The 22,347-nt window shown below is 48.3% G+C and carries 27 protein-coding genes and 1 pseudogene; 17 read left to right on the top strand and 11 right to left on the bottom strand.

The features are described 5' to 3' along the window. Nucleotides 1–33: 33 nt before the first annotated feature. From mobC to mobA, 3 genes are read right to left on the bottom strand one after another with little or no spacing between them, the layout of a single operon-like run. Complete coding sequence (mobC, locus tag BQ7997_RS22535) at nucleotides 34–2,037, bottom strand: conjugal transfer protein MobC (RefSeq protein ID WP_073348133.1); 2,004 nt, start codon at nucleotides 2,035–2,037, stop codon at nucleotides 34–36. Between the two features lie 19 nt (nucleotides 2,038–2,056). Further along, the gene (mobB, locus tag BQ7997_RS22530; protein WP_097677851.1) at nucleotides 2,057–3,325 is read right to left on the bottom strand and encodes a conjugal transfer protein MobB; all 1,269 of its coding nucleotides are present in this window, start codon (nucleotides 3,323–3,325) and stop codon (nucleotides 2,057–2,059) included. Further along, nucleotides 3,310–3,732 (bottom strand): conjugal transfer protein MobA, encoded by a 423-nt coding sequence (gene mobA / locus BQ7997_RS22525; protein WP_073348132.1) that lies wholly within the window; start codon nucleotides 3,730–3,732, stop codon nucleotides 3,310–3,312. The genes mobB and mobA overlap by 16 nt, the downstream gene beginning before the upstream one ends. 581 nt (nucleotides 3,733–4,313) lie before the next feature. Here mobA and BQ7997_RS22520 point away from each other — a divergent pair. From BQ7997_RS22520 to BQ7997_RS22440, 17 genes are all read left to right on the top strand, one after another. Next, nucleotides 4,314–5,096 (top strand): ParA family protein, encoded by a 783-nt coding sequence (locus BQ7997_RS22520; RefSeq protein ID WP_073348131.1) that lies wholly within the window; start codon nucleotides 4,314–4,316, stop codon nucleotides 5,094–5,096. 1 nt (nucleotide 5,097) lies between these two features. After that, on the top strand, nucleotides 5,098–5,526 hold the full coding sequence (locus BQ7997_RS22515) for a DUF3408 domain-containing protein (RefSeq protein ID WP_073348130.1): 429 nt from the start codon (nucleotides 5,098–5,100) through the stop codon (nucleotides 5,524–5,526). Nucleotides 5,527–5,528: 2 nt separating this feature from the next. After that, entirely contained in the window at nucleotides 5,529–6,191 is a 663-nt protein-coding gene (locus tag BQ7997_RS22510) for a hypothetical protein (protein WP_073348129.1), read from the top strand. Between the two features lie 165 nt (nucleotides 6,192–6,356). Beyond that, nucleotides 6,357–6,653: a DUF4134 domain-containing protein gene (locus BQ7997_RS22505; protein WP_004309970.1), complete on the top strand. Its 297-nt coding sequence runs from the start codon at nucleotides 6,357–6,359 to the stop codon at nucleotides 6,651–6,653. Between the two features lie 10 nt (nucleotides 6,654–6,663). Next, entirely contained in the window at nucleotides 6,664–6,999 is a 336-nt protein-coding gene (locus BQ7997_RS22500; RefSeq protein ID WP_073348128.1) for a DUF4133 domain-containing protein, read from the top strand. Further along, the gene (locus tag BQ7997_RS22495; protein WP_073348127.1) at nucleotides 6,996–9,509 is read left to right on the top strand and encodes a TraG family conjugative transposon ATPase; all 2,514 of its coding nucleotides are present in this window, start codon (nucleotides 6,996–6,998) and stop codon (nucleotides 9,507–9,509) included. The genes BQ7997_RS22500 and BQ7997_RS22495 overlap by 4 nt, the downstream gene beginning before the upstream one ends. A gap of 11 nt (nucleotides 9,510–9,520) precedes the next feature. Further along, nucleotides 9,521–10,147 carry a DUF4141 domain-containing protein gene (locus BQ7997_RS22490; RefSeq protein ID WP_007653045.1) on the top strand — a complete coding sequence of 209 codons (627 nt, stop codon included), beginning with the start codon at nucleotides 9,521–9,523 and terminating at the stop codon, nucleotides 10,145–10,147. A 19-nt stretch (nucleotides 10,148–10,166) separates the two neighbouring features. Beyond that, complete coding sequence (gene traJ, locus BQ7997_RS22485) at nucleotides 10,167–11,162, top strand: conjugative transposon protein TraJ (RefSeq protein ID WP_085931159.1); 996 nt, start codon at nucleotides 10,167–10,169, stop codon at nucleotides 11,160–11,162. Nucleotides 11,163–11,185: 23 nt separating this feature from the next. Then, nucleotides 11,186–11,809 (top strand): conjugative transposon protein TraK, encoded by a 624-nt coding sequence (gene traK / locus BQ7997_RS22480; RefSeq protein ID WP_004309966.1) that lies wholly within the window; start codon nucleotides 11,186–11,188, stop codon nucleotides 11,807–11,809. A gap of 4 nt (nucleotides 11,810–11,813) precedes the next feature. Then, complete coding sequence (locus BQ7997_RS22475; RefSeq protein ID WP_059026285.1) at nucleotides 11,814–12,110, top strand: TraL conjugative transposon family protein; 297 nt, start codon at nucleotides 11,814–11,816, stop codon at nucleotides 12,108–12,110. Next, nucleotides 12,088–13,404, top strand: a complete 1,317-nt coding sequence (gene traM / locus BQ7997_RS22470; protein WP_073348126.1) for a conjugative transposon protein TraM — start codon at nucleotides 12,088–12,090, stop codon at nucleotides 13,402–13,404. The genes BQ7997_RS22475 and traM overlap by 23 nt, the downstream gene beginning before the upstream one ends. Nucleotides 13,405–13,504: 100 nt before the next feature. Next, a complete protein-coding gene (gene traN / locus BQ7997_RS22465; RefSeq protein ID WP_073348125.1) occupies nucleotides 13,505–14,440 on the top strand; it encodes a conjugative transposon protein TraN in 936 nt (311 codons plus the stop codon). Nucleotides 14,441–14,443: 3 nt separating this feature from the next. Beyond that, nucleotides 14,444–15,025 (top strand): conjugal transfer protein TraO, encoded by a 582-nt coding sequence (locus BQ7997_RS22460; protein ID WP_073348124.1) that lies wholly within the window; start codon nucleotides 14,444–14,446, stop codon nucleotides 15,023–15,025. Nucleotides 15,026–15,038: 13 nt separating this feature from the next. After that, the gene (locus BQ7997_RS22455; protein WP_073348123.1) at nucleotides 15,039–15,485 is read left to right on the top strand and encodes a DUF3872 domain-containing protein; all 447 of its coding nucleotides are present in this window, start codon (nucleotides 15,039–15,041) and stop codon (nucleotides 15,483–15,485) included. Between the two features lie 84 nt (nucleotides 15,486–15,569). Continuing rightward, nucleotides 15,570–16,385, top strand: a complete 816-nt coding sequence (locus BQ7997_RS22450) for a ParA family protein (RefSeq protein ID WP_073348514.1) — start codon at nucleotides 15,570–15,572, stop codon at nucleotides 16,383–16,385. Next, on the top strand, nucleotides 16,382–16,849 hold the full coding sequence (locus BQ7997_RS22445; protein ID WP_073348122.1) for a hypothetical protein: 468 nt from the start codon (nucleotides 16,382–16,384) through the stop codon (nucleotides 16,847–16,849). Before BQ7997_RS22450 ends, BQ7997_RS22445 begins: the two co-directional genes overlap by 4 nt. A gap of 5 nt (nucleotides 16,850–16,854) precedes the next feature. Further along, complete coding sequence (locus BQ7997_RS22440) at nucleotides 16,855–17,562, top strand: hypothetical protein (protein WP_073348121.1); 708 nt, start codon at nucleotides 16,855–16,857, stop codon at nucleotides 17,560–17,562. A gap of 91 nt (nucleotides 17,563–17,653) precedes the next feature. On the opposite strand, the gene BQ7997_RS22435 is transcribed toward BQ7997_RS22440, so the two are convergent. The 8 genes and pseudogenes from BQ7997_RS22435 to BQ7997_RS26250 all read right to left on the bottom strand — a co-directional run bounded on the left by BQ7997_RS22435 (nucleotide 17,654) and on the right by BQ7997_RS26250 (nucleotide 22,344). Then, nucleotides 17,654–18,136 (bottom strand): DUF7258 domain-containing protein, encoded by a 483-nt coding sequence (locus BQ7997_RS22435; RefSeq protein ID WP_073348120.1) that lies wholly within the window; start codon nucleotides 18,134–18,136, stop codon nucleotides 17,654–17,656. Nucleotides 18,137–18,147: 11 nt separating this feature from the next. Beyond that, the gene (locus BQ7997_RS22430; RefSeq protein WP_059026279.1) at nucleotides 18,148–18,369 is read right to left on the bottom strand and encodes a DUF3873 domain-containing protein; all 222 of its coding nucleotides are present in this window, start codon (nucleotides 18,367–18,369) and stop codon (nucleotides 18,148–18,150) included. Nucleotides 18,370–18,447: 78 nt separating this feature from the next. Continuing rightward, nucleotides 18,448–18,981 (bottom strand): antirestriction protein ArdA, encoded by a 534-nt coding sequence (locus BQ7997_RS22425; protein WP_073348119.1) that lies wholly within the window; start codon nucleotides 18,979–18,981, stop codon nucleotides 18,448–18,450. 289 nt (nucleotides 18,982–19,270) lie between these two features. Continuing rightward, a complete protein-coding gene (locus BQ7997_RS22415) occupies nucleotides 19,271–19,549 on the bottom strand; it encodes a hypothetical protein (protein WP_235817341.1) in 279 nt (92 codons plus the stop codon). Nucleotides 19,550–19,614: 65 nt separating this feature from the next. Further along, complete coding sequence (locus BQ7997_RS22410; protein WP_073348117.1) at nucleotides 19,615–20,145, bottom strand: ORF6N domain-containing protein; 531 nt, start codon at nucleotides 20,143–20,145, stop codon at nucleotides 19,615–19,617. 84 nt (nucleotides 20,146–20,229) lie between these two features. Continuing rightward, a pseudogene (locus BQ7997_RS22405) lies at nucleotides 20,230–21,381 on the bottom strand (site-specific integrase); the annotation flags it as partial. A 26-nt stretch (nucleotides 21,382–21,407) separates the two neighbouring features. Beyond that, nucleotides 21,408–21,887 (bottom strand): transposase, encoded by a 480-nt coding sequence (locus BQ7997_RS26255; RefSeq protein WP_073343378.1) that lies wholly within the window; start codon nucleotides 21,885–21,887, stop codon nucleotides 21,408–21,410. Further along, entirely contained in the window at nucleotides 21,859–22,344 is a 486-nt protein-coding gene (locus BQ7997_RS26250; protein WP_073348115.1) for a transposase, read from the bottom strand. Before BQ7997_RS26250 ends, BQ7997_RS26255 begins: the two co-directional genes overlap by 29 nt. Nucleotides 22,345–22,347: the final 3 nt, after the last annotated feature.

The following is a 22,347-nucleotide window of genomic DNA, read 5'->3' as shown; positions in this document are numbered from 1 at the left end:
AGTCGCAAAAAAACAAGCGACTTGTCATTATTTTTATTCTTTGATTAAATGGCATAGTTTCGGGTCATTCTTAATCCGGGTTATCTCGTCCTCGACAATCTGCCGGACTTCCTGACGGATGCGGTCATAGTTGGCTTGTATCTCCTCCTGCATCCGGTCGTTGCCGTCCTTGTCGGTGAAGTCGATTATCTGCGGCAACTTCACGTAACGGGCGGTTTCCCGCTTCACCTTTTCATTATCCACCACGATTTCACAATGGAAAATCTTCTGCTCTATCCGTTCATCGAAGTTGTCCGCCACAGCACCCACGAACATACCTTGCGTGAGGTTGGATATTTTGCTAGCGGGTATCAGGCTGTCCATTTGGGTACTTATCGAGGTGGACTTCTCCCGCTGGTTGATTGTCATGCTCTGCCGTTTCTGCAATACCTTACCGAAACGCTCGGAAAGGATTTTCGCCGTTTCACCGACTACCTGACCGCTGAACACGTTACCCACCGTATTTTGGATTACCCGGCTTTCCTTGTCCCCGTAATCACGGGTAAGCTGGCTGTAATCCTGAAAGCCCAGCAGAACCGCAACCTTGTTGCTTCGAGCGGTGGCAATCAAATTATCAAGCCCACGAAAATATATAGTCGGTAATTCATCTATTATCACCGAACTTTTAAGCTGACCTTTCTTGTTTATCAGCTTCACTATTCTACTGTTATATAATCCCAGTGCTGCCGAGTAGATATTTTGGCGGTCAGGATTGTTGCCGACAACCAAAATTTTAGGCTCTTTCGGGTTGTTGATGTCGAGTGAAAAATCATCGCCCGTCATTACCCAGTAAAGGGCGGGTGAAATCATCCTTGAAAGCGGGATTTTCGCACTGGCTATCTGCCCTTGTAACTGTTCAACTGCCGAACTTTCCCATGCGTCCACGAACGGGGAAAGGTAGTTTTCCAGTTCGGGATAGCTGCGCAAAATGGTGAATACATTGGCGTATTTCTTATTTAGCAGTTCAATGGCGTGGGGGAAAGTACAATACTTACCGCCTTGATAGATGCGCAAATACCAAATTATAGCCGCCAAAAGAATAATCGGGCTTTCCACGAAGAAGTCGCCCTGCTTGCTTATCCAACTGCGATTTAAGTTGAGCATTATCGTATAGCTGGCTTCGTAGGCATCCGCAATGTCCGACATGAAGCTGGCGTTTATCGGGTTGCATCGGTGGCTCTTGCGGGGGTCGTCAAAATTGATAACGTAAAACTTAGGCTTTACCTTGTAACCGTCCAAGTTGGTAAGCAGATGATTGTAAGCGATTTCCGACAAATCGGGAAACTTATAATCATAGCAGTAAAGCGCAAAACCTTTCTCGATTTGCTGTTTTATGTAACTGTTTACCACTGCATACGACTTACCGCTGCCCGGCGTTCCCAGTACAAGACTGGCACGGAACGGGTTCACGACATTTATCCAGCCATTATTCCATTTCTTCTTATAGTAGAACCGGGTAGGCAGATTTACAGAATACTCGTTCTCGATAAGCCTTGTTTCCTGCTGGAAACTTTCGTTCTCGGTATTAAAGACATCATCCATGAGGTTGTTTTTCAACAACCGGGACATCCACGTACCCGCCATGAGCATACAGATATAGCCCGCCGACAACGTGGCGATATAAAACACGGCATCCGCCGTATGTGGCAGCGGAAGTTCCAGCAACCACCAGTTCAGAAAGAACAAAGTTACTCCTACCGCAAGGCTGCAATGTATCTTCGTCCACGTTATCTTTTCCTCTTTCACGCCCTTAGTGCCGATGCACGACAGGGCGAGGAACACCACCGCAAAAAGTTTCGTCCAAAGGACGGACGAGAACAGCCCGGTGGTGCGCTGGAAGTTCCACAGTATCTTGTCTATCACCTCAAATGTCACTCCCCATTCTTTCAGGGTGGAGTAACAGAACCAGTACACGTTTATTCCCACGAATAGAATACTGACAGCCCGCATAAAGTCCATGACCCGTGCAAGCCCTCTCAAATCATCTTCCTGTTGCATGATTGTAATGTTTTTTTAGTTAGTCGATGCGCCTTGTGCGCTTCTTTTTCTTCTTTCTCTTTTGGCGGGCGGTGTCTTGCGGCTCGTCACCGCCTGATGCACCGCCGCCCAGCAAACCGCCGAAAGCTCCCAGCACGGAAGCCACACCCGGAACGATATCGGATTTCGGCGTAAAGCCCGGCTGTTCCTGATGCGTGGATTGGTCTTGCTGCGGTGCTGACACTTCGGGCTGGTGCATCTTTCCGGTTTCGCCCGAAAAGCGTTCGTTGAACACGTTCGCCGAATACTCCTTGCCCAAGCGTGAACCGTTCAGCACCACCCGGCTGTCGTGGTCGATGAACGTAACGCCATAGATTCGCCCGCTGTCGTTCTGACGGAATACCACGTCAATGCCCCGCTTCCTTAGCTGCTGTTCCAGTTCTTTGCGGCTGCGGGCGGTCTGCATGGCAGTGGCGACAATCTTCCGGGTGCGCTCTTTCAGTTTCCCGTTCATGATTGCTTCGCCCGATTTTTCCATTCTGCGCCGCACCGCTTCATAACCTACCGACTTGCCGATGCGGGAAGCCTTTACCGGGTTGCCCGCCTTTTCGCCCTTGTCGTTCATGGCGGAATAGACAATGCCCTGATAGGGCTTGCCGTTTATCTCGCCCTTGACTTCCTCGGCGCACACGTTGTAAGCGGCAAGCAAAGCCTTGTATTCCCTGAACGACTGGAAGCGGTAGCCGTAGCAAGCCGCTTTCACTGTATTACCGATTTGGTGCTTCACGTCCCCGGCGGCATAGTCCACCTTTTTAAGTTCCGGACGTTCGGCACGTTCCTTTCGTTCTGCCGGGTGCAGGTTGTATTTCCTTTCCAGTTCACGGGTGATTTGCTTGCTGCGCCGATGCTCGAACTTGTCATTCAGCGGCTTGCCGTTCTCGTCCACCCGCAACCCCACGATGTGGATATGGTGGCGGTCAATGTCGGTATGCTTGTACACCAGATAAGGCTGGTCGCCATAGCCCAACTTCCGCATATACTCCCGTGCGATGTCGGAAAGCTGCCGGTCGGTCAGCACGTCTTCCGGGTGCGGGTTTATGGAAATATGAAGTATCGGCTTCTTGGTGGATAGCTGGACGGGCATTTGCATTTCAAAGCTGCGCATACACCCGCCGATAGAGAAATTCCCGTCCTCGCTCAACAGCATCCGGTTGGAGAAAAGCACCTTTGCTTCCCCGCTGTCCACCTTGTTTTGGTTGTAAGCCAGTGCGCCGAACATATTTCCGCCCGTGCTTATTTTGGCAACCATAGTTCCTTGCACTCGTTTGTCAGGTCGATAACCTGACGGTTCAACAGAGATAATTCAGTGGTCGCTTTCTCCAGTTTATAGAGAAAAGCCAGTGCCTTTTTCTCCGAAAAGTTACTATTCAGAGCCTTTACCACTTGGTTGTAATTGACCGCTACCGCCCGGAACTGGGCGTAAAATTCGGTCAGCCGGGCGCAATACTCGACCGCCGATTTGTCCACTTTCACCACCCGGAACGGCTCGCCGAACAACCGGGCGGCGATGAACCGGGACTTGCTCGTGACGCCCGACTGCTCCCACTGCGAGAGAAAACGGGCGTTCTCCCGGTCGTTCAGGTAAAGGACATGGCGATGCTTCGCCGGGTCTGCGAGGGCGGGGCGACCGCCCTTGTTGGTTCTTCTTGTTTCCATACTTCTTTGGATTAAAAAATTACGACTTCGGAGTGATTTTTACCCCCGCAAGGGGCAAGGCGTTTTCAGGCACGGAAAACGGTTTTGTATGCTACAAAACACACCTTGCTATTTTCTGACGAAAATCGAAATCCGTCACGGACGGATTGGGGTTAGCGTGGAACGGCAAGCCCAGCCATTCACCAGCCCTGTTTTACACCTCCGCCCCCTGCGGTTCGTTACTCCGCTGCAAAGTAACGGTGATTTATAATGCTGTAAAATAGGTGGTTGGTGGACAAAACGGGACAGCGCAGGACAAATCGGGACAAGGTTTTCAGGGGACGTTTTTTCTCCCTTTTTTTGCATCGGATTTCAAGATTGAAAGCAAGATTGAAAGAAATATTCCAATCAGGAAAGAATGATTGAAAGCATGATTTCAAGAAAGCATGATTGCAGGATTTCAATATTCCAAGAAAGAATGAAAGCTGGAAAACAAGATTGAAATAAAACAGTCTTTCAATCTTTCAAGATTGCAATATGGAAACAAAGAAAGCTATATGGCTGGATTGATTGAAAGCAATAAATAAATCTATCAACCAATAATGAACGAAAGCAATATGGAAAACGAGAAAACACCCCTTTATGTCGCCTTTTCCACCCAAAAGGGCGGGGTCGGCAAAACCACCTTTACCGTGCTGGCGGCGAGTTACCTCTACTACCTCAAAGGTTACGATGTGGCGGTAGTCGATTGCGACTACCCGCAACACTCCATTGCCGGGATGCGAAAGCGGGATGCCGAGCAGGTCGGGGCGGATGAAGATTACAAGCGAATGGCGTATGAACAGTTTACCCGGCTGGGGAAGAAAGCCTACCCGGTATTGTGCAGTTCACCTGAAAAGGCGATTGCAACGGCTGACGAACATATAGCCGCCGGACACGTGCCGGATATTGTGTTTTTCGACCTGCCCGGCACGGTGAACAGCGAGGGCGTGATAAACTCCCTTGCAGGCATGGACTACATCTTCACCCCCATTTCAGCCGACAAGGTGGTGCTGGAAAGCAGCCTGTCGTTCGCAATGGCTATCCAAAAGCTATTGGTGAAGAATGAAGCCTGCCGACTTGCCGGGCTGTACCTCTTTTGGAACATGGTGGACGGGCGGGAGAAAACAGACCTTTACACCGCCTATGACAAAACCATTAAGGAACTGGAACTGCCGCTAATGAAAACCTTTATCCCCGATACCAAACGCTACAAAAAGGAACTGGTAGCGGATAAAAAGGCGGTGTTCCGCTCCACGCTCTTTCCCGCCAGCCGCCCGCTGGTAAGGGGAAGCAACTTGGAAGAACTGATAACCGAAATAGTGTACTACATCAAATTACAATGATATGGCAAAGCAAAGCGGCGGGATGCCGAAGATAGACGAGGATTTCATGAAAGAGCTTATCTCGCAGGGCGTACCCGCCAAGCGGGAGAGCCAGCCGGATGATGCACCGCAGCCCGGCGGCGAAACGGGAACCGCCCACGAGGGACGGCAGACTGAAATGGTACGGGTGGAGAAAACAACAAACCGCAAGCGCAAGGGCGGTTCGGGTGACTACCGGGAAACCTACTTTCAGAAAGTGGAACTGGCAGACCGACAGCCCTTGTATGTAAGCCGTACCACGCACGAGAAGCTGATGCGTATCGTGACGGTGATAGGCGGTCGAAAGGTGACGGTAAGCAGCTACGTGGAAAACATTCTGCTGCGCCACTTCGAGCAGTACCAAGACGAGATAAACACCCTGTACGAAAGCCACTTCCAAAAGCCTGTCTGACTATGGTAATCTATTGCATACTTACCGGGCTTTTGGTGTACTATATCGCCTTATGGCTGTGGTATCGCTACACGGACAGCCGGACATCACCGGGCAGAACGGATGATGCGCCGCTTTCACGAAACGGGGTTTCAGGCTACACACTAATAGGTGAAAGCCGATACAAGGGCGGACTAATCGGGACAGCGCAGGACAAATCGGGACACCTCCCGCAAGCGGCTGAAAATGATACTATTTTTGCGCCGAAAGCTGACGGACAGCCGGAAGAAAACATTTCGGGAGCAGCAGCCGAAGCGGAAGAAACGCCCGGTTACGAGAATGACGAACCCGACCACGAGGACGAGGAAATAGCCGGGTACATGGACGGTGACGATGATACCGGGCGGGCTACGGGCGTGAGCTTTGACGAACTGGGCGAAGCGGTACGCACGGCGAACGCCGACAATCCCACCGAAGCGGAGAAACGGCAAGCAGCCGGGACACTGGCAAGTATTGAGGGGACGAACCTCTACGATGCGATGGTGGAGAACATCAACGGCGGGCTGGCAAAGGTGGCGGAACTGCTGGGACGCAACGAAGCGGAACTGGCTACGGCTGCCGTCCCTGCCGAAGCTGGCGATACAAGCAAGGAACACGAAGCGTTCGACATGAACGACTTCCTATAATATAATTAATGTGTAACAATATGAAGCAACGTGACTACGGTTGATTGGCAACCTGAAAACCAAACAGACAAACGGGAATGTTCCCGACCACTAAAATTTCAAATTATTCACCAGCCGGGAAAGGCGGACTTCCCACCCGCCGCCCGGCATTAAAAACAAATCACAATGAGAAAGAAAATATTTTTGTCGGCGGCTATACTTGCCGCAGCGGTAAGTGCCTACGCACAGGGCAACGGGCAGGCGGGCATCACCGAAGCCACGAACCTAATCACAGGGTATTTCGACCCCGGAACAAAATTAGTGTACGCAATCGGGGCGGTCTGCGGCTTGATTGGCGGGGTAAAAGTATATAACAAATTTTCGAGCGGCGACCCCGACACCTCAAAGACCGCCGCCAGTTGGTTCGGGGCGTGCATCTTCCTGATTGTCGCCGCCACTATCCTGCGGTCGTTCTTCCTCTAAACCAGCGGCTATGTCTGAATATCCGGTAAACAGGGGTATCGGGAAGCCGGTGGAGTTCAAGGGGCTGAAAAGCCAGTACCTCTTTATCTTTTGCGGCGGCTTGCTCGCCGTCTTCGTGGTGTTCATCGTCCTGTTCATGGCAGGCGTGAACCAGTGGCTATGTATCGGTTTCATCGTGTCGGCTTCGCTGCTGCTCGTGTGGCAGACGTTCCGGCTCAACGCACGGTACGGCACGCACGGGCTGATGAAAGCAGTCGCACGCAAAAGACACCCACGCTTCATTATCAGCCGAAAGGCGATACCCCGGCTGTTCAACTACAAAAGAAGAAAGGAAGAAAGAACATGAGGAATATGTTAAAGGCTACCACGCTGGAAAGGAAATTTCCACTTTTGGCGGTGGAGAACGGCTGCATCATTTCAAAGGATGCAGACATAACGGTGGCTTTCAGGGTGGAACTGCCCGAACTGTTCACCGTCACCAGTGCCGAGTACGAAGCCATACACTCGGCATGGTACAAGGCTATAAAGGTGCTGCCCGACTACTCCATAGTACACAAGCAGGACTTCTTCATCAAGGAGAACTACCAGCCCGACACCGAAAGGGACGAGCTTAGTTTCCTGTCCCGGAGTTTTGAACGGCATTTCAATGAACGCCCGTTCCTGAACCATTACTGCTACCTGTTCCTGACGAAAACGACAAGGGAGAGAAGCCGCCGACAGAGCGACTTCTCCACCCTCTGCCGGGGCAGGATTGTTCCGCAGGAAATAGCCGACAAGGAAGCGGCGGCAAAGTTCATCGAAGCGGTCGGGCAGTTCGAGCGCATCATGAACGACAGCGGGTTTGTCACACTTACCCGGCTGGCGGCATCGGAAATCACCGGGCAGGACGGAAAGGCGGGCATCATCGAGAAATACTTCTCGCTCTCGCAGACAGATACCACCTGCCTGAAAGACATCGGGCTGTACCCGGAAGAAATGCGTGTCGGGGACGATATTCTGTGCCTGCACACGCTTTCGGACGTGGAAGATTTGCCCGGAAAGGTCGGGACGGACTGCCGATTTGAGAAGCTGTCCACTGACAGAAGCGATTGCAGGTTAAGTTTTGCCGCCCCGGTGGGCGTGCTGTTGTCGTGTAACCACGTCTATAACCAGTTCATCTTCATAGACGACCACGCCGAAAACCTGAAGAACTTCGAGCAGACCGCCCGGAATATGCAATCGCTCTCCCGTTACTCCCGTGCCAACCAAGTGAACAAGGAGTGGATAGACGAGTACCTGAACGAAGCGCATAGCAGGGGGCTTATCTCGGTGCGTTGCCACTGCAACGTCATGGCATGGAGTGACGACAGGGACGAACTCAAACGCATACGCAACGATGTGGGAAGCCAGCTTGCACTAATGGAGTGCAAGCCACGCCACAACACGGTCGATACGCCCACGCTCTTTTGGGCGGGCATACCCGGCAACGAGGCGGACTTCCCCGCAGAGGAAAGTTTCTACACGTTCTTGGGGCAGGCTCTCTGCCTGTTCGTGGAAGAAACGAACTACAAGAGTTCGCTTTCCCCGTTCGGCATCAAAATGGTGGACAGGGTAAGCGGTCACCCGCTGCACATCGACATTTCAGACCTGCCCATGAAGAAAGGCATCACCACCAACCGCAACAAGTTTATACTTGGGCCGAGCGGTAGCGGGAAGTCTTTCTTCACCAACCACATGGTGCGCCAGTATTACGAGCAGGGTGCGCACGTGCTGCTGGTAGATACGGGTAACAGTTACTTGGGGCTGTCCCAGCTTATCCACAACCGCACGCACGGCGAGGACGGGATTTATTTCACCTACACCAACGAGAACCCGATAGCGTTCAACCCGTTCTATGTCGAGGACGATGTATTTGACATCGAGAAGAAAGAGAGCATCAAGACGCTTATCCTTACTTTATGGAAGCGGGACGATGAAGCCCCCAAGCGGTCGGAAGAAGTGGCGTTGTCCAATGCGGTAAGTGCCTATATCGAACGTATCACGGGCGACAGGTCGGTAACACCCTGTTTCAACACGTTTTACGAGTTTGTCCGGGATGATTACCGCCGACAGCTTGAACAGAAGAATGTCAGGGAAAAGGATTTTGACATCGACAATTTCCTGAACGTGCTTGAACCGTACTATCGTGGCGGTGAGTACGACTACCTGCTGAACTCCGACAAGGAACTGGATTTGCTGCATAAACGCTTCATTGTCTTTGAATTGGACAACATCAAAGACCACAAGATTTTATTCCCGATAACGACTATCATCATCATGGAAGCCTTTATCAACAAGATGCGCAAGTTAAAGGGAATAAGGAAGTTAATACTAATTGAAGAAGCGTGGAAAGCGATTGCATCGGCGAATATGGCGGACTACATAAAATATTTGTACAAAACCGTCAGGAAGTATTTCGGGGAAGCGATTGTGGTAACGCAGGAAGTGGAAGATATTATTTCCTCGCCCATAGTGAAAGAGAGTATCATCAATAACTCGGACTGCAAAATCTTGTTAGACCAGCGAAAATACCTGAACAAGTTCGACAGCATACAAAACCTGCTCGGACTGACCGACAAGGAGCGTTCGCAAATATTGTCTATCAACATGGCGAACCACCCCGGACGGAAGTACAAGGAAGTTTTCTTCTCGCTGGGCGGCACGCAGTCGGCGGTATATGCCACGGAAGTTTCGTTGGAAGAATATTACACGTTCACGACAGAGGAAAGCGAAAAAATGGAACTGTTCGCCCTCGCCGAGAAGCTGGGCGGCAACCTTGAACTGGCTATCAAGCGGCTTGCGGAAAGCAAACGTAATCCCCAATCATCAACAACTTAAAAATTAGGAACATGAAGAAAACAATTCTCCTTATGGCGGTATGCCTTTGCTTCATCGGCAAGGCATCCGCACAGTGGGTGGTGTCAGACCCCGGCAACTTGGCACAGGGTATCATCAACACCACCAAGCAGATAGTGCAGACTTCCACCACAGCTAAGAACACGCTGGACGGCTTCATGGAAGCGCAGAAGATTTTCCAGCAGGGTAAAAAATATTACGATGCGCTCAAAGCGGTGCATGACGTGGTTAAGGGCGGTGTCAAGGTGAAGAAGTCCATTGAACTGGTGGCGGAAATCTCCGAAATCTACGTGCGCAACTTCCAAAACATGCTGGCAGACCCGAATTTCACGCCTGACGAACTTTCCGCAATATCGTTCGGCTATGCCAAACTGATGTCGGAAAGTTCGGACGTGTTGCAGGACTTGAAAAATGTAGTGAACATCACGGGTATGTCGCTGACGGATGCCGAACGGCTGGCAATCATCGACAACGCTTATCGAAGTTTGCTCAACTACCGCAACCTCGTGAACTACTACACCCGCAAGAACATATCCGTGTCCTACCTGCGGGCAAAGAAGAAGAACGACACCGACCGGGTGCTGGCTCTCTACGGCTCGGCGGATGAACGCTACTGGTAACATATAAACCGGTATGCCTATGTTATTAGCAGCAGTGGATTTTGACAACCTGCACCAAGTGCTGCGGGTGCTGTACGATGAAATGATGCCCTTGTGCAGCAACATGACGGGGGTAGCCAAAGGGATAGCCGGACTGGGGGCTTTGTTCTACGTAGCCGCCAAAGTGTGGCAGTCGCTCGCACGTGCCGAACCCATAGACGTGTACCCGCTCCTGCGTCCCTTTGCGCTGGGGCTGTGTATCATGTTTTTTCCAACATTCGTGTTGGGGACTATCAACACGGTGCTGTCGCCAGTGGTGAAAGGGTGCAACCAGCTTATGGAAACGCAGACTTTCGACATGAACGAGTACCGGGCGCAGAAAGACCGACTGGAATATGAAGCCCTGATGCGAAGCCCCGAAACGGCTTACCTCGCATCGGACGAGGAATTTGACCGACAACTGGAAGAACTGGGCTGGTCGCCCTCCGACATGGTGACTATGACGGGTATGTACATGGACAGGGCGGCTTACAATATCAAGAAGTCCGTCCGGGACTGGTTCAGGGAGTTACTGGAAATGCTCTTTCAGGCGGCGGGGCTGATTATCGACACGCTGCGCACGTTCTTCCTAATCGTGTTAAGCATACTGGGTCCGCTGGCGTTTGCGATTTCCGTCTATGACGGTTTCCAAAGCACGCTGACCCAGTGGATTTCACGCTATATCTCCATTTACCTGTGGTTGCCCGTATCGGACTTGTTCAGCAGCGTGCTGGCACGCATACAAACGCTGATGCTCCAAAAGGACATTCAGGAACTTTCAGACCCGAATTTCATCCCAGACGGGAGCAGCACCGTGTATGTAATCTTTATGATTATCGGCATCGTGGGCTATTTCACCATTCCAACGGTGGCAAGCTGGATTGTGTCGGCTGGCGGTATGTCCGCCTATAACCGCAACGTGTCGAAAGCCGGGTCGGTCGCCGGGGCTGCGGTTGGCGCAGTCGGTGGAAAGGTATCGGGAAAACTACTCAAATAAACAACATCAAATTTTTAAAGGATATGGAATTTAAGTCATTAACGAACATAGAAACGAGTTTCCGGCAAATCCGGCTCTTCGCACTGGTATTCATCTGCCTGTGCGCACTGGTGACGGGCTTTGCCGTGTGGAACTCGTACAGCTTCGCCGAAAAGCAGCGGCAGAAGATATACGTCCTCGACAACGGCAAAAGCCTGATGTTGGCACTCTCGCAAGACATGGCACAGAACAGACCCGTGGAAGCCAAATCGCACGTGCGGCGTTTCCACGAACTTTTCTTCACCTTATCACCTGACAAGGGGGCTATCGAAAGCAACATCAAACGCTCGTTGTTTCTCGCCGACAAGACCGCCTTCAACTATTACAAAGACTTGGCGGAAAAGGGTTACTACAACCGGGTGATTTCCGGAAACGTCACGCAGACGGTGGAGATTGACAGCGTGAAATGCGACTTCGACCAGTACCCCTACAAGGTAAACACCTACGCCCGCCAGTTGATTGTCCGGGAAAGCAGCCTGACGGTGCGCAGCCTTGTGACCTCGTGCCGGTTGCTCAACGCCACACGGAGCGACAACAACCCGCACGGCTTCATCATCGAAGCGTTCACCATTACCGAGAACAAGGATTTGCAAACCGTCAAGAGATAGCCTTATGGAGAGAAAACGAAACTACATCGAAAAGGTGCAGGACTGGGCGGACGACTGCCTGCGCCGAATGTGCGGACGGATTACGCCGGGCAAAAGGCTGGCGGTTATCCTTGTGATGTTCTTCTTTTTCGGCGGCTTGTCTATCTACATCACCGTTTCATCAATCTACAATATCGGGAAACGAGACGGCAGGCGGCTGCAAATAGAACATATCAGACAACTGCCATTGCAAGGCAATGACACAATCAACAGTATCAACCCCTTAAACAGACCGGAATATGGACGAAGTACAGAAGAATGAGAACGGCACGACCGTACCGCAGACGGACGGGAAGCCGAAAAAGGAAGATAAACCCAAACGGGAACTGACACCCCAACAGGTACAGCAGCGCAGGAAAATGATAGTCTTCCCGCTGATGTTCCTTGCCTTTGCCGGGTGCATGTACCTGATATTCGCCCCCTCCGGCAAAGAGGACGTGAATGTGGAAAGCGTGGGCGGCTTCAACGCCGACATACCCCTGCCCGCAGAGGACGGGATTATAGCCGACAAGCAAAAGGCATACGAACAAGCGATGATAAGCCGCAAACAACAGGACAAGATACAATCCTTGCAGGACTTCGGTTTCACGGGGGACGATGAAACGGAAGAACCGCAAGCGGAAATCGACCTGATGCCGGAAGAAGATGTGCATCCCCAAAGGGGCGGCGGTGTTTCTTCGGCAAACGCTTACCGGGACATCAACCGCCAGTTAAGCACGTTCTACGAAACGCCCCCTGTGGACGAGGAAAAAGAGGACTTGAAGCGGCAGGTGGCGGAACTGACCGACAGACTACAACAACAGCAGAACGCCACGCCTACGGCTGACGACCAAATGACACTCTTGGAAAAGTCTTACGAACTGGCGGCAAAGTACATGAACAGCGGGCAGGGACAAGTCGCACAAGTCCCGGTAACGGGCGGCATTGACCGCAAGCCGGATGCGGTGGCGGTGCAGGCAATCCGGGAAACGACCGTATCGGGATTGCAGCAGCCCATGAGCGATGCCGACTTCATCCGGGCTTACAGCCAGCCACGAAACTACGGCTTCAACACGGCGGTAGGCACGGGCTACGCTATGGGAAAGAACACGGTAGCCGCCTGCATCCACCAAGACCAAACCCTGACGGACGGGCAGGCGGTGAAACTCCGGCTGCTCGAACCCATGCAGGCGGGAAACATAGTCGTGCCGAAGAATACCCTTGTGGCGGGAACGGCAAAGGTGCAGGGCGAACGGCTCGACATACAGGTGTCCTCGATTGAGTATGCGGGCAACATCATCCCGGTGGAACTCGCCGTGTTCGATACGGACGGGCAAAAGGGGCTTTCCGTACCGTCCTCTATGGAGCAGGAAGCATTCAACGAAGCTATGGCGAATATCGGCAGCGGGCTGGGCACAAGCATTTCCTTTGCACGGAGTGCCGGGCAGCAGGTGGCTATGGACGTGACAAGGGGGTTGCTGCAAGGAACGTCCGGCTATCTCGCCAAGAAGTTCCGAACCGTGAAAGTGAAGCTGAAAGCAGGCTATAAAGTCATGCTTTACGCCAAACAACAATAACCATTTTATCAACCACAAAATCTTTGCCAATTAGAGCAGAGCCAAACTTGTTTGGGCTATGCCGAATGCAGCAAGATTTATGTAAAAATTTCAATTAACGATGAAACATATTTTTGTATTGTTCGCCCTCTTGCTGGGCGTGTGTGCGGCAAACGCACAGGAAACCGCCACCGTGAAGTATGCGGCTGGCAACGACTTGTACCGGGGAATTACCCGGAAACTCCCGTACCGTCAAATGGTAACGCCCTACGGCGTGGAAGTGACCTTTGCCAAGACGGTGCATATCATCTTCCCCGCCGCCGTCCGATATGTCGATTTGGGAAGCAACCATATCATAGCGGGAAAGGCGGACGGTGCGGAGAACGTAATCCGAGTAAAAGCCACGACAGAGGGTTTTCCGGGAGAAACGAACTTCTCCGTCATTTGCGAGGACGGAAGTTTCTTTTCGTTCAACGCCAAATATGCACGTGAACCGGAAATGCTCAACATCGAAATGAAAGACTTCTTGGAAAATGAAGATACGTCCGACTTCTCACATACCCGCATGAACATCTATTTCCGGGAATTAGGTAATGAAAGCCCGCTGTTGGTGAAGCTGATAATGCAGAGCATCTACAAGAACAATGACCGGAAAGTGCGCCATTTGGGTAGCAAACGTTTCGGCATACAGTTCTTAATCAAGGGGATTTACACCTATAACGGGATGCTCTACGTGCATATGCAGACAAAGAACAGTTCCAACGTGCCTTTCGACACCGACTTCATCAAGTTTAAGATAGTCGATAAGAAAGTGCCCAAACGCACGGCTATTCAGGAAACGGTACTGGATGCGGTACGCAGCTACAACGAGGTGGTAGAGATTGCAGGAAAAAGTACCGTGCGCACGGTGTACGCCCTGCCGAAGTTCACCATTCCTGACGACAAGCTGCTGGTCGTGGAACTCTACGAGAAGAACGGCGGGCGGCATCAGGTTATCCGGGTGGAGAACGCCGACATCGTGAACGCAGAAGTGATTAACGAACTAAAAATCAAATAGGGAATGAAGAAACACATCTTTAGAATGATGCTCTTTGCGCTGTGCCTGACCTCGTTTCAGGCACACGCACAAAGATACCTGCCGGGCATGAAAGGCTTGCAGGTGACGGCGGGCATGACGGACGGGGTGCATTGGAACGCTGGCAGTGATTTCGCCTACCACATCGGGGCGGCGTACAGCGTTTACACCAAGAACGCCAACCGCTGGGTGATTGGCGGCGAATACCTGCACAAGAAGTATGACTACAAGGATATGCAGATACCCGTAGAACAGTTCACCGCAGAGGGCGGCTATTACCTGAAATTCCTATCGGACAGGCGAAAGACCTTTTTCCTGTCGCTGGGACTGTCGGCACTCGCCGGGTATGAAACGAGCAACCGAAGCGAAAAACTCTTGCCGGACGGCTCCACGCTGCTGGATAAGGACTGCTTCATTTACGGCGGTGCGCTGACGCTGGAACTGGAAGCCTACCTGACCGACCGGGTGGCTCTGCTGCTGAACGCAAGGGAACGGGCGTTGTTCGGCTCGGACATAGGCAAGTTCCACACGCAGGTATCTTTGGGACTGAAATTCATTATCAACTGACCGCTATATAATAATGTATATGAAGAATGTAATGTATAAAATCATCATGGGCTGCTACATCGTGGCCGCCCTCGTACTTGTCACCGCCTGTAATGACAACTTGGATATTCAGCAGGCATACCCGTTCAGCATCGAAACGCTGCCAGTACCCAAAAGGCTGAAAGTCGGGGAAACCGCAGAAATACGCTGCCAGTTGGTGCGTGGCGGCTATTACCAGCCGACTACCTATCAGATAAGGTACTTCCAGCCGGACGGCAAAGGGAAGCTGGAAATGGATAACGGCACGGTGTTCCTGCCCAATGACCTTTACCCGCTGGAGAATGAAACGTTCTGGCTCTACTACACTTCGGCATCGACAGACCAGCAGACGATTGACATTTATGTAATTGATAGCTTCGGGCAGGTGCAGCAGGTTTCGTTCTCGTTCAATAATGATAGTAATGAGGATAAAAACTTTTAGTCTAATGTTAATAAACATCCAGCAAAATTTTGTTGGATGCTCTTTTATGCCTACTTTTACATATCAAATAAAAACAGATATATTATGATTGTAATTTCATTTATCAACATGAAAGGTGGGGTTGCAAAAACCACATCAACGGTAGAGATTGCAGCTATATTGGCAAAAGAACACAATAAAAAAGTATTAGTTATAGATTTAGATCCACAAACTAATGCCACACTTTCTTTAATAACTTTAGAACAGTGGGAACAAATAAAAGATACCGCTACTATAGCTGATGTATTAGGAATGAATAGAGGTATGTCCTCTAGAAATGAAGAATTTGATATAAATTCTGCTGTGATTGAGAATGTATGTGGTATTGAAAATCTTGATTTGATTCCATCTCATTTAGAGTTAACATTTCTAGACCTTGATTTGGTGTCACGTCCTGCAAGGGAATGTATTTTGCAAAATCAAATAAGAAATCTTTCCAAACAGTATGATTATATATTGATAGATTGTCCTCCCAACTTGACCTTAGCTCCCCAAAATGCTTTGGTAATAAGTAATTATATCATTGTGCCTGTAGTTCCAGAAGTTTTCCCTGCAATAGGATTGCCATTATTGGTAAATCGAGTTAATAATTGGAAACGAAATATAGCATCGTGCAATGTTGAGTTTTTAGGAATGATATTTACTAAAGTAGATGGACGTTATAATATGCATGCAGAACAAATGGATGCACTAAGAAGAAAAAATATAATATATTCTTTTAGCACTATTATCCCTCAAAATACAGATTTAAGCAAAGCTGCAGCAAAAAGTCGTCCTGCCCTATTAGAATATCCGAATAGTAATGGGATAAGAGCCTACAAAACATTAGTTCGGGAAATATTAAATAAAATAGAACCATGAATATAGATATTTTAAATAAGCTAGAGTGTATACTTAAAGAACTATCATCCTTTGAAAAGATGGGGTTGGATACTTCGTCTCTTAAAATATTTATAAAAAACTACAAAAACTTCTTGAAAATAAACGAACAGTCTATTGAGCAACTGTCTTTAGATGAAAAACTTAATTTAGTTCAAAAATTTCTAGAAGATAAAAAAGTTTTTCCTACAATTAAGGATGTTATAACATTTGCAAATGATAAATTGAATCTTGATTTTAAAGACCAAAAGGAGTCTCGAAACGTAACTATTTCACGGATAATAGGACGGATTCGGAACAATCCGACACTTAAAGAAAAATTAAAATTAGCAGTTTTGTCCATGCGCAATGAAAAAATGCATAACATTTCTTCTAGTAAATCAAAAAAAGAAATTATTACAGCAGAAACATTTGATAAATGGGCAGAAATTATTCGTAAAATATAAAATATATGGACACACGCATATTGGCAGAAGCTAAAAAGGATATTCCTTTATATCTTAACGATTTTGAATCTTATTGGAATTCTGTAGTTAATAATATAAATGATAGCGATTTGATTGATTGTTATCATGCGACTCTGATATATAAAAATTGGAAACAAAGTCTCAATCACTTACGAATTACTTCTATGGACATTCTATTAGATGAATTACATGAAGATATAAATACATCGTTTTTTCAATCCTATTTAGGCTTGTATCGTACTGCACACATGCATTTAAGAAGCCTTATTGAATTATCAATGCAAATGGTATATTTTTATCAACATGAGATTGAATATATGCAATGGAAGGATGGTGATTTTATAATAAAACATGATACATTAAATAATTATCTAAAAAAGCACCCTAATTTTGTAGGAGCATCAGCATTTATTGATGAATTGACTAGTTATTGGAAAAGATTTTCAAAGCATATACATGCAGAAGCTCCTATGTTTTTTCAGTCTAAAAAAATAGCATATACAACAAAGACTTTTTCAATAGGAGATTTCAATATATGGAAAAATAATTTTTTAAAAGCTTCATATTTAACAAATAAATTATTTTTGCTTCTTTTCAAGGATAAAATAACTCTTTTCCCTGAGACTGAAAGGCGCATTTTACTAAAAAATATTCAACCTCAAGATTATGCACTCATAGGTATAAACCCTTGATGAATTTTTCAAATTTGGCTTCTTTGTTACTTTCTTCACCGCAGGTATGCTCATGGAAGAAAGTAACGGCGGCAACCGCCGCCGTTCTCTATCAACTGGTTTTAAGGCTCTTTATGGACGTGTATTTCTCTAACCACACCTTTACCTGCTCCATGTTGTATTCGCCCGTGATTATTGCCGTATGGTCGTTTATGGCTACAAACCGGACACTTTCATAGCTGTTTATCCAGCCTTGCAGGGAACAGACGCCCCACGTGTCCACATCTTCAAAAACACTGCGGTCTATCCGGCTGATTGGCTCGCCGAAAACTACCGTCATTATCTGAAAGTCCGGTTTGTCCTCTAACAGTTGCAAATGGTGCAACGTGCCGAACTCGTCAATTTTGCGCCCCCACGCCCATACATCACTATACAAATCATCGCCCCACTGGTGCGGGTGGTCGAAACGGACTTTGACCGCTGTGGAATGCTGGTCGTCTTGGATGTCCTCGATAACGCCCGTTACCATTAAGCCCGTAAAAATACACTCGCAACGTCTGCCGATAAGCTCCTTGTTTACTTCTGTCGTTTTCATGTCCCTAAAATTTACTTGTTTATTACTCCGTTCTTCTTCGCTACCCATTCGTCACGCCTGCGGCGGCACTCGTCCAGCGTTTTGGCTACCGTGCTGAAAAGTTCGCCGTCCGTGTGGCGGTAGTCATATTGATAATAAATTTGTCCCCTGAAAGCCCCTAAACAGCATTTCACGTATTTTTCTTCTCCCGGTATTTGGGTGATGCTTACCCCGTTTTTGTTAAGTGACTGCATGATGTCTTATTTTTTTTATGGTTATAAACTTGGTTGTTTTTAGCGGGCAGGGCTTTGACACCCCGCCCGGATTGGTTGTTATGCCGCACGAAACACAAAGCCGTCATCAAACCAGTAATCGCACATGAACAAGTCACGGGCAAACTGTTTGTAATCGAAATAGGTCTTTGCGAACTCCGGCAGGTCGTAACATTCTTCTATAATTTCATAGGCGAAATCTTCTTCATCGTCATATTCCCCCTGATATTCGTCCCGGAAATCACGTACAAGGTCGTCCGCATCTTCCTCGCCCAAATCACGGCTTTTATAGTTGCACCACACGAAAAAGGCTTCCTGCTCGGTGTCGCTCAAATCCTCCACTGCATCACGCAAAGCGAAAAAGTTTTCAGAAATCCAGCTTTCAGAAATCAGGGCTTCCGGGATATTCTCGTAATCCTGAAACATATATTCCGCATCTTCCTCGTCCTTGTGCAGTTCCCGGCACGCTTCGTAAAACTCTTCCTTGTCCGAATAATCCGAAAGGTTGAGCCATGCCCCATACAATGAACCGTTGTTGTACTTGGCGTAAGTGCCTACATAAACGCTTGCTGCTGATAATGTCGTTGCTTCCATATTGCTGTAATTTTTAAGTTTTTAATTTTATGCGGATTCGAGAGGTGAGGGAGTTGAAGTTTCACTGAACTTTTTTCCTGTTTCCCGTAAATCCGACTTTTTTTTATGCGTCTTCCGGTCGGGTCGGTCGTTTTCGTTTCACATAGGCTTAAAAGGGTAGTGTTTAGAGTTTGCAAGGTTTTGGGCAAAAAATACCTCGCAAGGCAGGGAAGATTTTTTCGCCAAACCGGAACGGCTCGACCTTTCAAAATCGTGAAGAACACGTAACTACCTTTGCCTATTGAAATGATTAAAACGACTGTCCCGGCTGGGGGACTGCGTGAGAGGAAGATTTACATTTAGGGAAACAGGGGAAAAGAGCCTGTTCTCTTTCGTCTTTTAGGGAACACTCCATGCGGGCGGGAAAGGCAAGGGTGTTGTGAGCTTGCTTGCAATACGCTTGTGCGGGTTTCCAACGGCTCTTTTCACGAAATACAGTCAGCCATGCCACGCACGGCTGGCGTTTCGGGAAATGTGCCAGTGGGAAAGGGATATAAAAAAATGCGGGTAGTCGGTGGACTGCCCGCAAGGTAAAAGAATGTACTTTATTGGGATATAGTTTGTTAGGTGGAATTTCGTTACCGAAATCGTTATCTATTCGTTTTTGTCACGGTTATAGGTAACGAAACCTACCGGACGGCGTTCTTTCTGTTGTTTCGACTGGCTCAAAAGCTGGGTAAGGGCTTGGTACAGTTCGTTGAACTGCGCATCGGTGCTTACCTCCAGTTCCTCGATACGCTTTAAGAGTTCCTCGTAACCGATTACCATTTGGCGCATGAGGACAAAAGCCCGCATGATTGAAATGTTTACTTCTATGGCTACTTTGGAGCGGAGAACCGAAGAAAGCATGGCTACGCCCTGCTCGGTAAAAGCCATAGGCATAGCAACGCCGAAGTTGTAAGCAGGGGGTATCACATTTTGTGACACCCCTATGGATAACAGCAAGTTAGCTTCCTCTTGGGTGAGGACAAACATAAAATCACCGGGGAAACGCTCGATATTGCGCTTGACCGTCTGCTTCAAAGCTCGTGTTTCCACTTGGTAGAGTTCTGCCAAATGATAATCAAGCATCACCCGGCAACCTCTGACTTCAAAAATCTTGTTTTGGATAATCTGCAAATCCATAATCGTATATTTTAGGAGATTTAGCAATGTTGGAATAATAGTAAGGACTGGTCACAAATTGTGACCAGTTCCCAATAATCAAGATTACATGGCAACTTCCTTGTAAATTTTCTCGATGCCGACAAACTTCTTGTCAAGCCCCTGCATATCGCTGCCTATCTTGCTGTTGGTGATGCGGGCGTAAATTTGCGTAGTTTCTATATTTGTGTGTCCCAGCATCTTGGACACCGTTTCAATGGGTACGCCCTTTGACAGCGTGGTGGTCGTGGCGAACGTGTGCCGGGCAAGGTGGAATGTCAGGTTCTTTTTAATACCGCAAATATCGGCAATCTCTTTCAAGTAGGCGTTTAGCTTCTGATTGCTGATTACGGGAAGTATCTTGCCGTCCGGCAACTTGCCCTTGTACTTCTTCAAAATCATCTTGGGAATATCCAGCAGGGGGACATTCACGTCCGTGTTGGTCTTTACCCGCTTGGTGATTATCCAAAGGTTGCCGTCAAAGGACTTTTGGATATTCTCCTGCCGCAAGTTGGCGACATCACTGTAAGCCAGACCGCAGAAACAGGAAAAGACGAACAAGTCCCTGACGTGTTCCAGCCGTTCGGAAACCATTTTCTTTTTGAGGATGATTTTTATCTCGTCCTCTGTCAGATAACCCCTGTCCACTTTTTCCAGCCGGATTTTGTAGCTGGCGAACGGGTCACCCACCAGTATGCCGTTGTTGCGGGCAATGATGATGATGCGCTTGAAGAACTGCATGAACTTGGCGGTGGTGTTGTAGCCGCACTTGCAGGCGGTACGCAGGTACAACTCAAAATCGGTAATGAACATCGGGCTTATCTCCTTTATGGATATGTCCGATACGTTGTACTTGCTGCGGATGAACCCGGCGAGGTGGCGGCGGGTCACTTCATACTTGCGGTAGGTCGCTATCGTCTTGGATATGCCCACAAGCTGCTTCACATCGTCATTGTGCTTTTGGAACAATGAAAGGATTGTTTCGTGGCTCTCGCTGTGTCCCAAGAACTCGTTCTTCACTTTCTCGGCGGTCACATAGTTGTCACGCCGCTGCATTTCGTGGTAAATGGTATTCAGGGAAGAACGTATGTCGTCCAAAAGGGCGTTTATCCTCCCGGCATCCCTGCCTTTGGCTTTGCCCGCAGCCGTGTTCCAGTTGTCGGGCTGGATGCTCTGTTTCGTGCTGAACTGGCAAAGTTTGGGCTCAGTTGTAAATCTTGGGGGATTAACTAGTGTTAATTCCCTCATGCATATACTTTGGCTAACCTAAATAGGAAAAACTTTCTGTCTACTACCCCTCTAAATGATGCTCTAAATGCCTTTATTTTGGCATTAAATGCTTCTGCCTCCGCATTCGTACTTCTGTTCACAAAGAAGTTCAATATTCTTTCATAATGGTTTTCAATGGAATTAGCCACAGTGGAAAATGTGTCATATCCATATTCTTCTATTTTATTGTACCATAACGCGAGTTTGGCTCTTGCCACATCCTTGTCATAAGTAGCCGAAAATATCTTTCCTAACTGGAGTGAATAGTAGTATACATGCTTGATATCCTCAAACTGTTTAAATAAAATTTCTGCTCTAATCTTCTGACTTTTGGTCCATTTATCAGGTGATTTAAAAAGAAGATATCTACTTCTGGCCAGGAGTTGTTTGATTGTATCCCCATTCTCAAATACTTCCGGTTCATAATCAATTCCTCTCTTTCGTGCTTCTTTCATCCGCTTGTTTTCTTCCTTGATTANCTTGCCAGCGATAGGTAATACGTAGTTCTTGTACTGCTTCATATACCAACTTTTGTACATGAAACCTGTCTATGACCTGCATCGCCTGCGGAAAACATTTTCTGGCGATTTTATACATGCTTGCGGCCATGTCCAAAGTGATTTCCTTGACTTGCCGGCGTATATCTTCCGGAATCAACATCAGTACAGCTATAACGTCTTCCGCTTTAGTCCCCTTAATGACTGCCACAATAGAACCTTTTCTTCCATGTTTGTCCTTATTGATAATAATTGTGTAAAGCTCTCCCTTGCTTAGGGCTGTCTCGTCTATACAAAGACGATAGCCGACATTCTTGGGATAAAGAATATAATCTTGGGCATGCTCTTTTTGTTCCCAGTCTTTATAATCACTTAAATGTTCTTTGTATTGACTCTGAAGCTGTTTACCATCCATACA

It is taken from the genome of Bacteroides congonensis, from assembly GCF_900130125.1.
Taxonomy (GTDB): Bacteria; Bacteroidota; Bacteroidia; order Bacteroidales; family Bacteroidaceae; genus Bacteroides; species Bacteroides congonensis.
The sequence above is the reverse complement of the archived record's forward strand: the minus strand, read 5'-3'. Positions and strand labels throughout refer to the sequence as shown.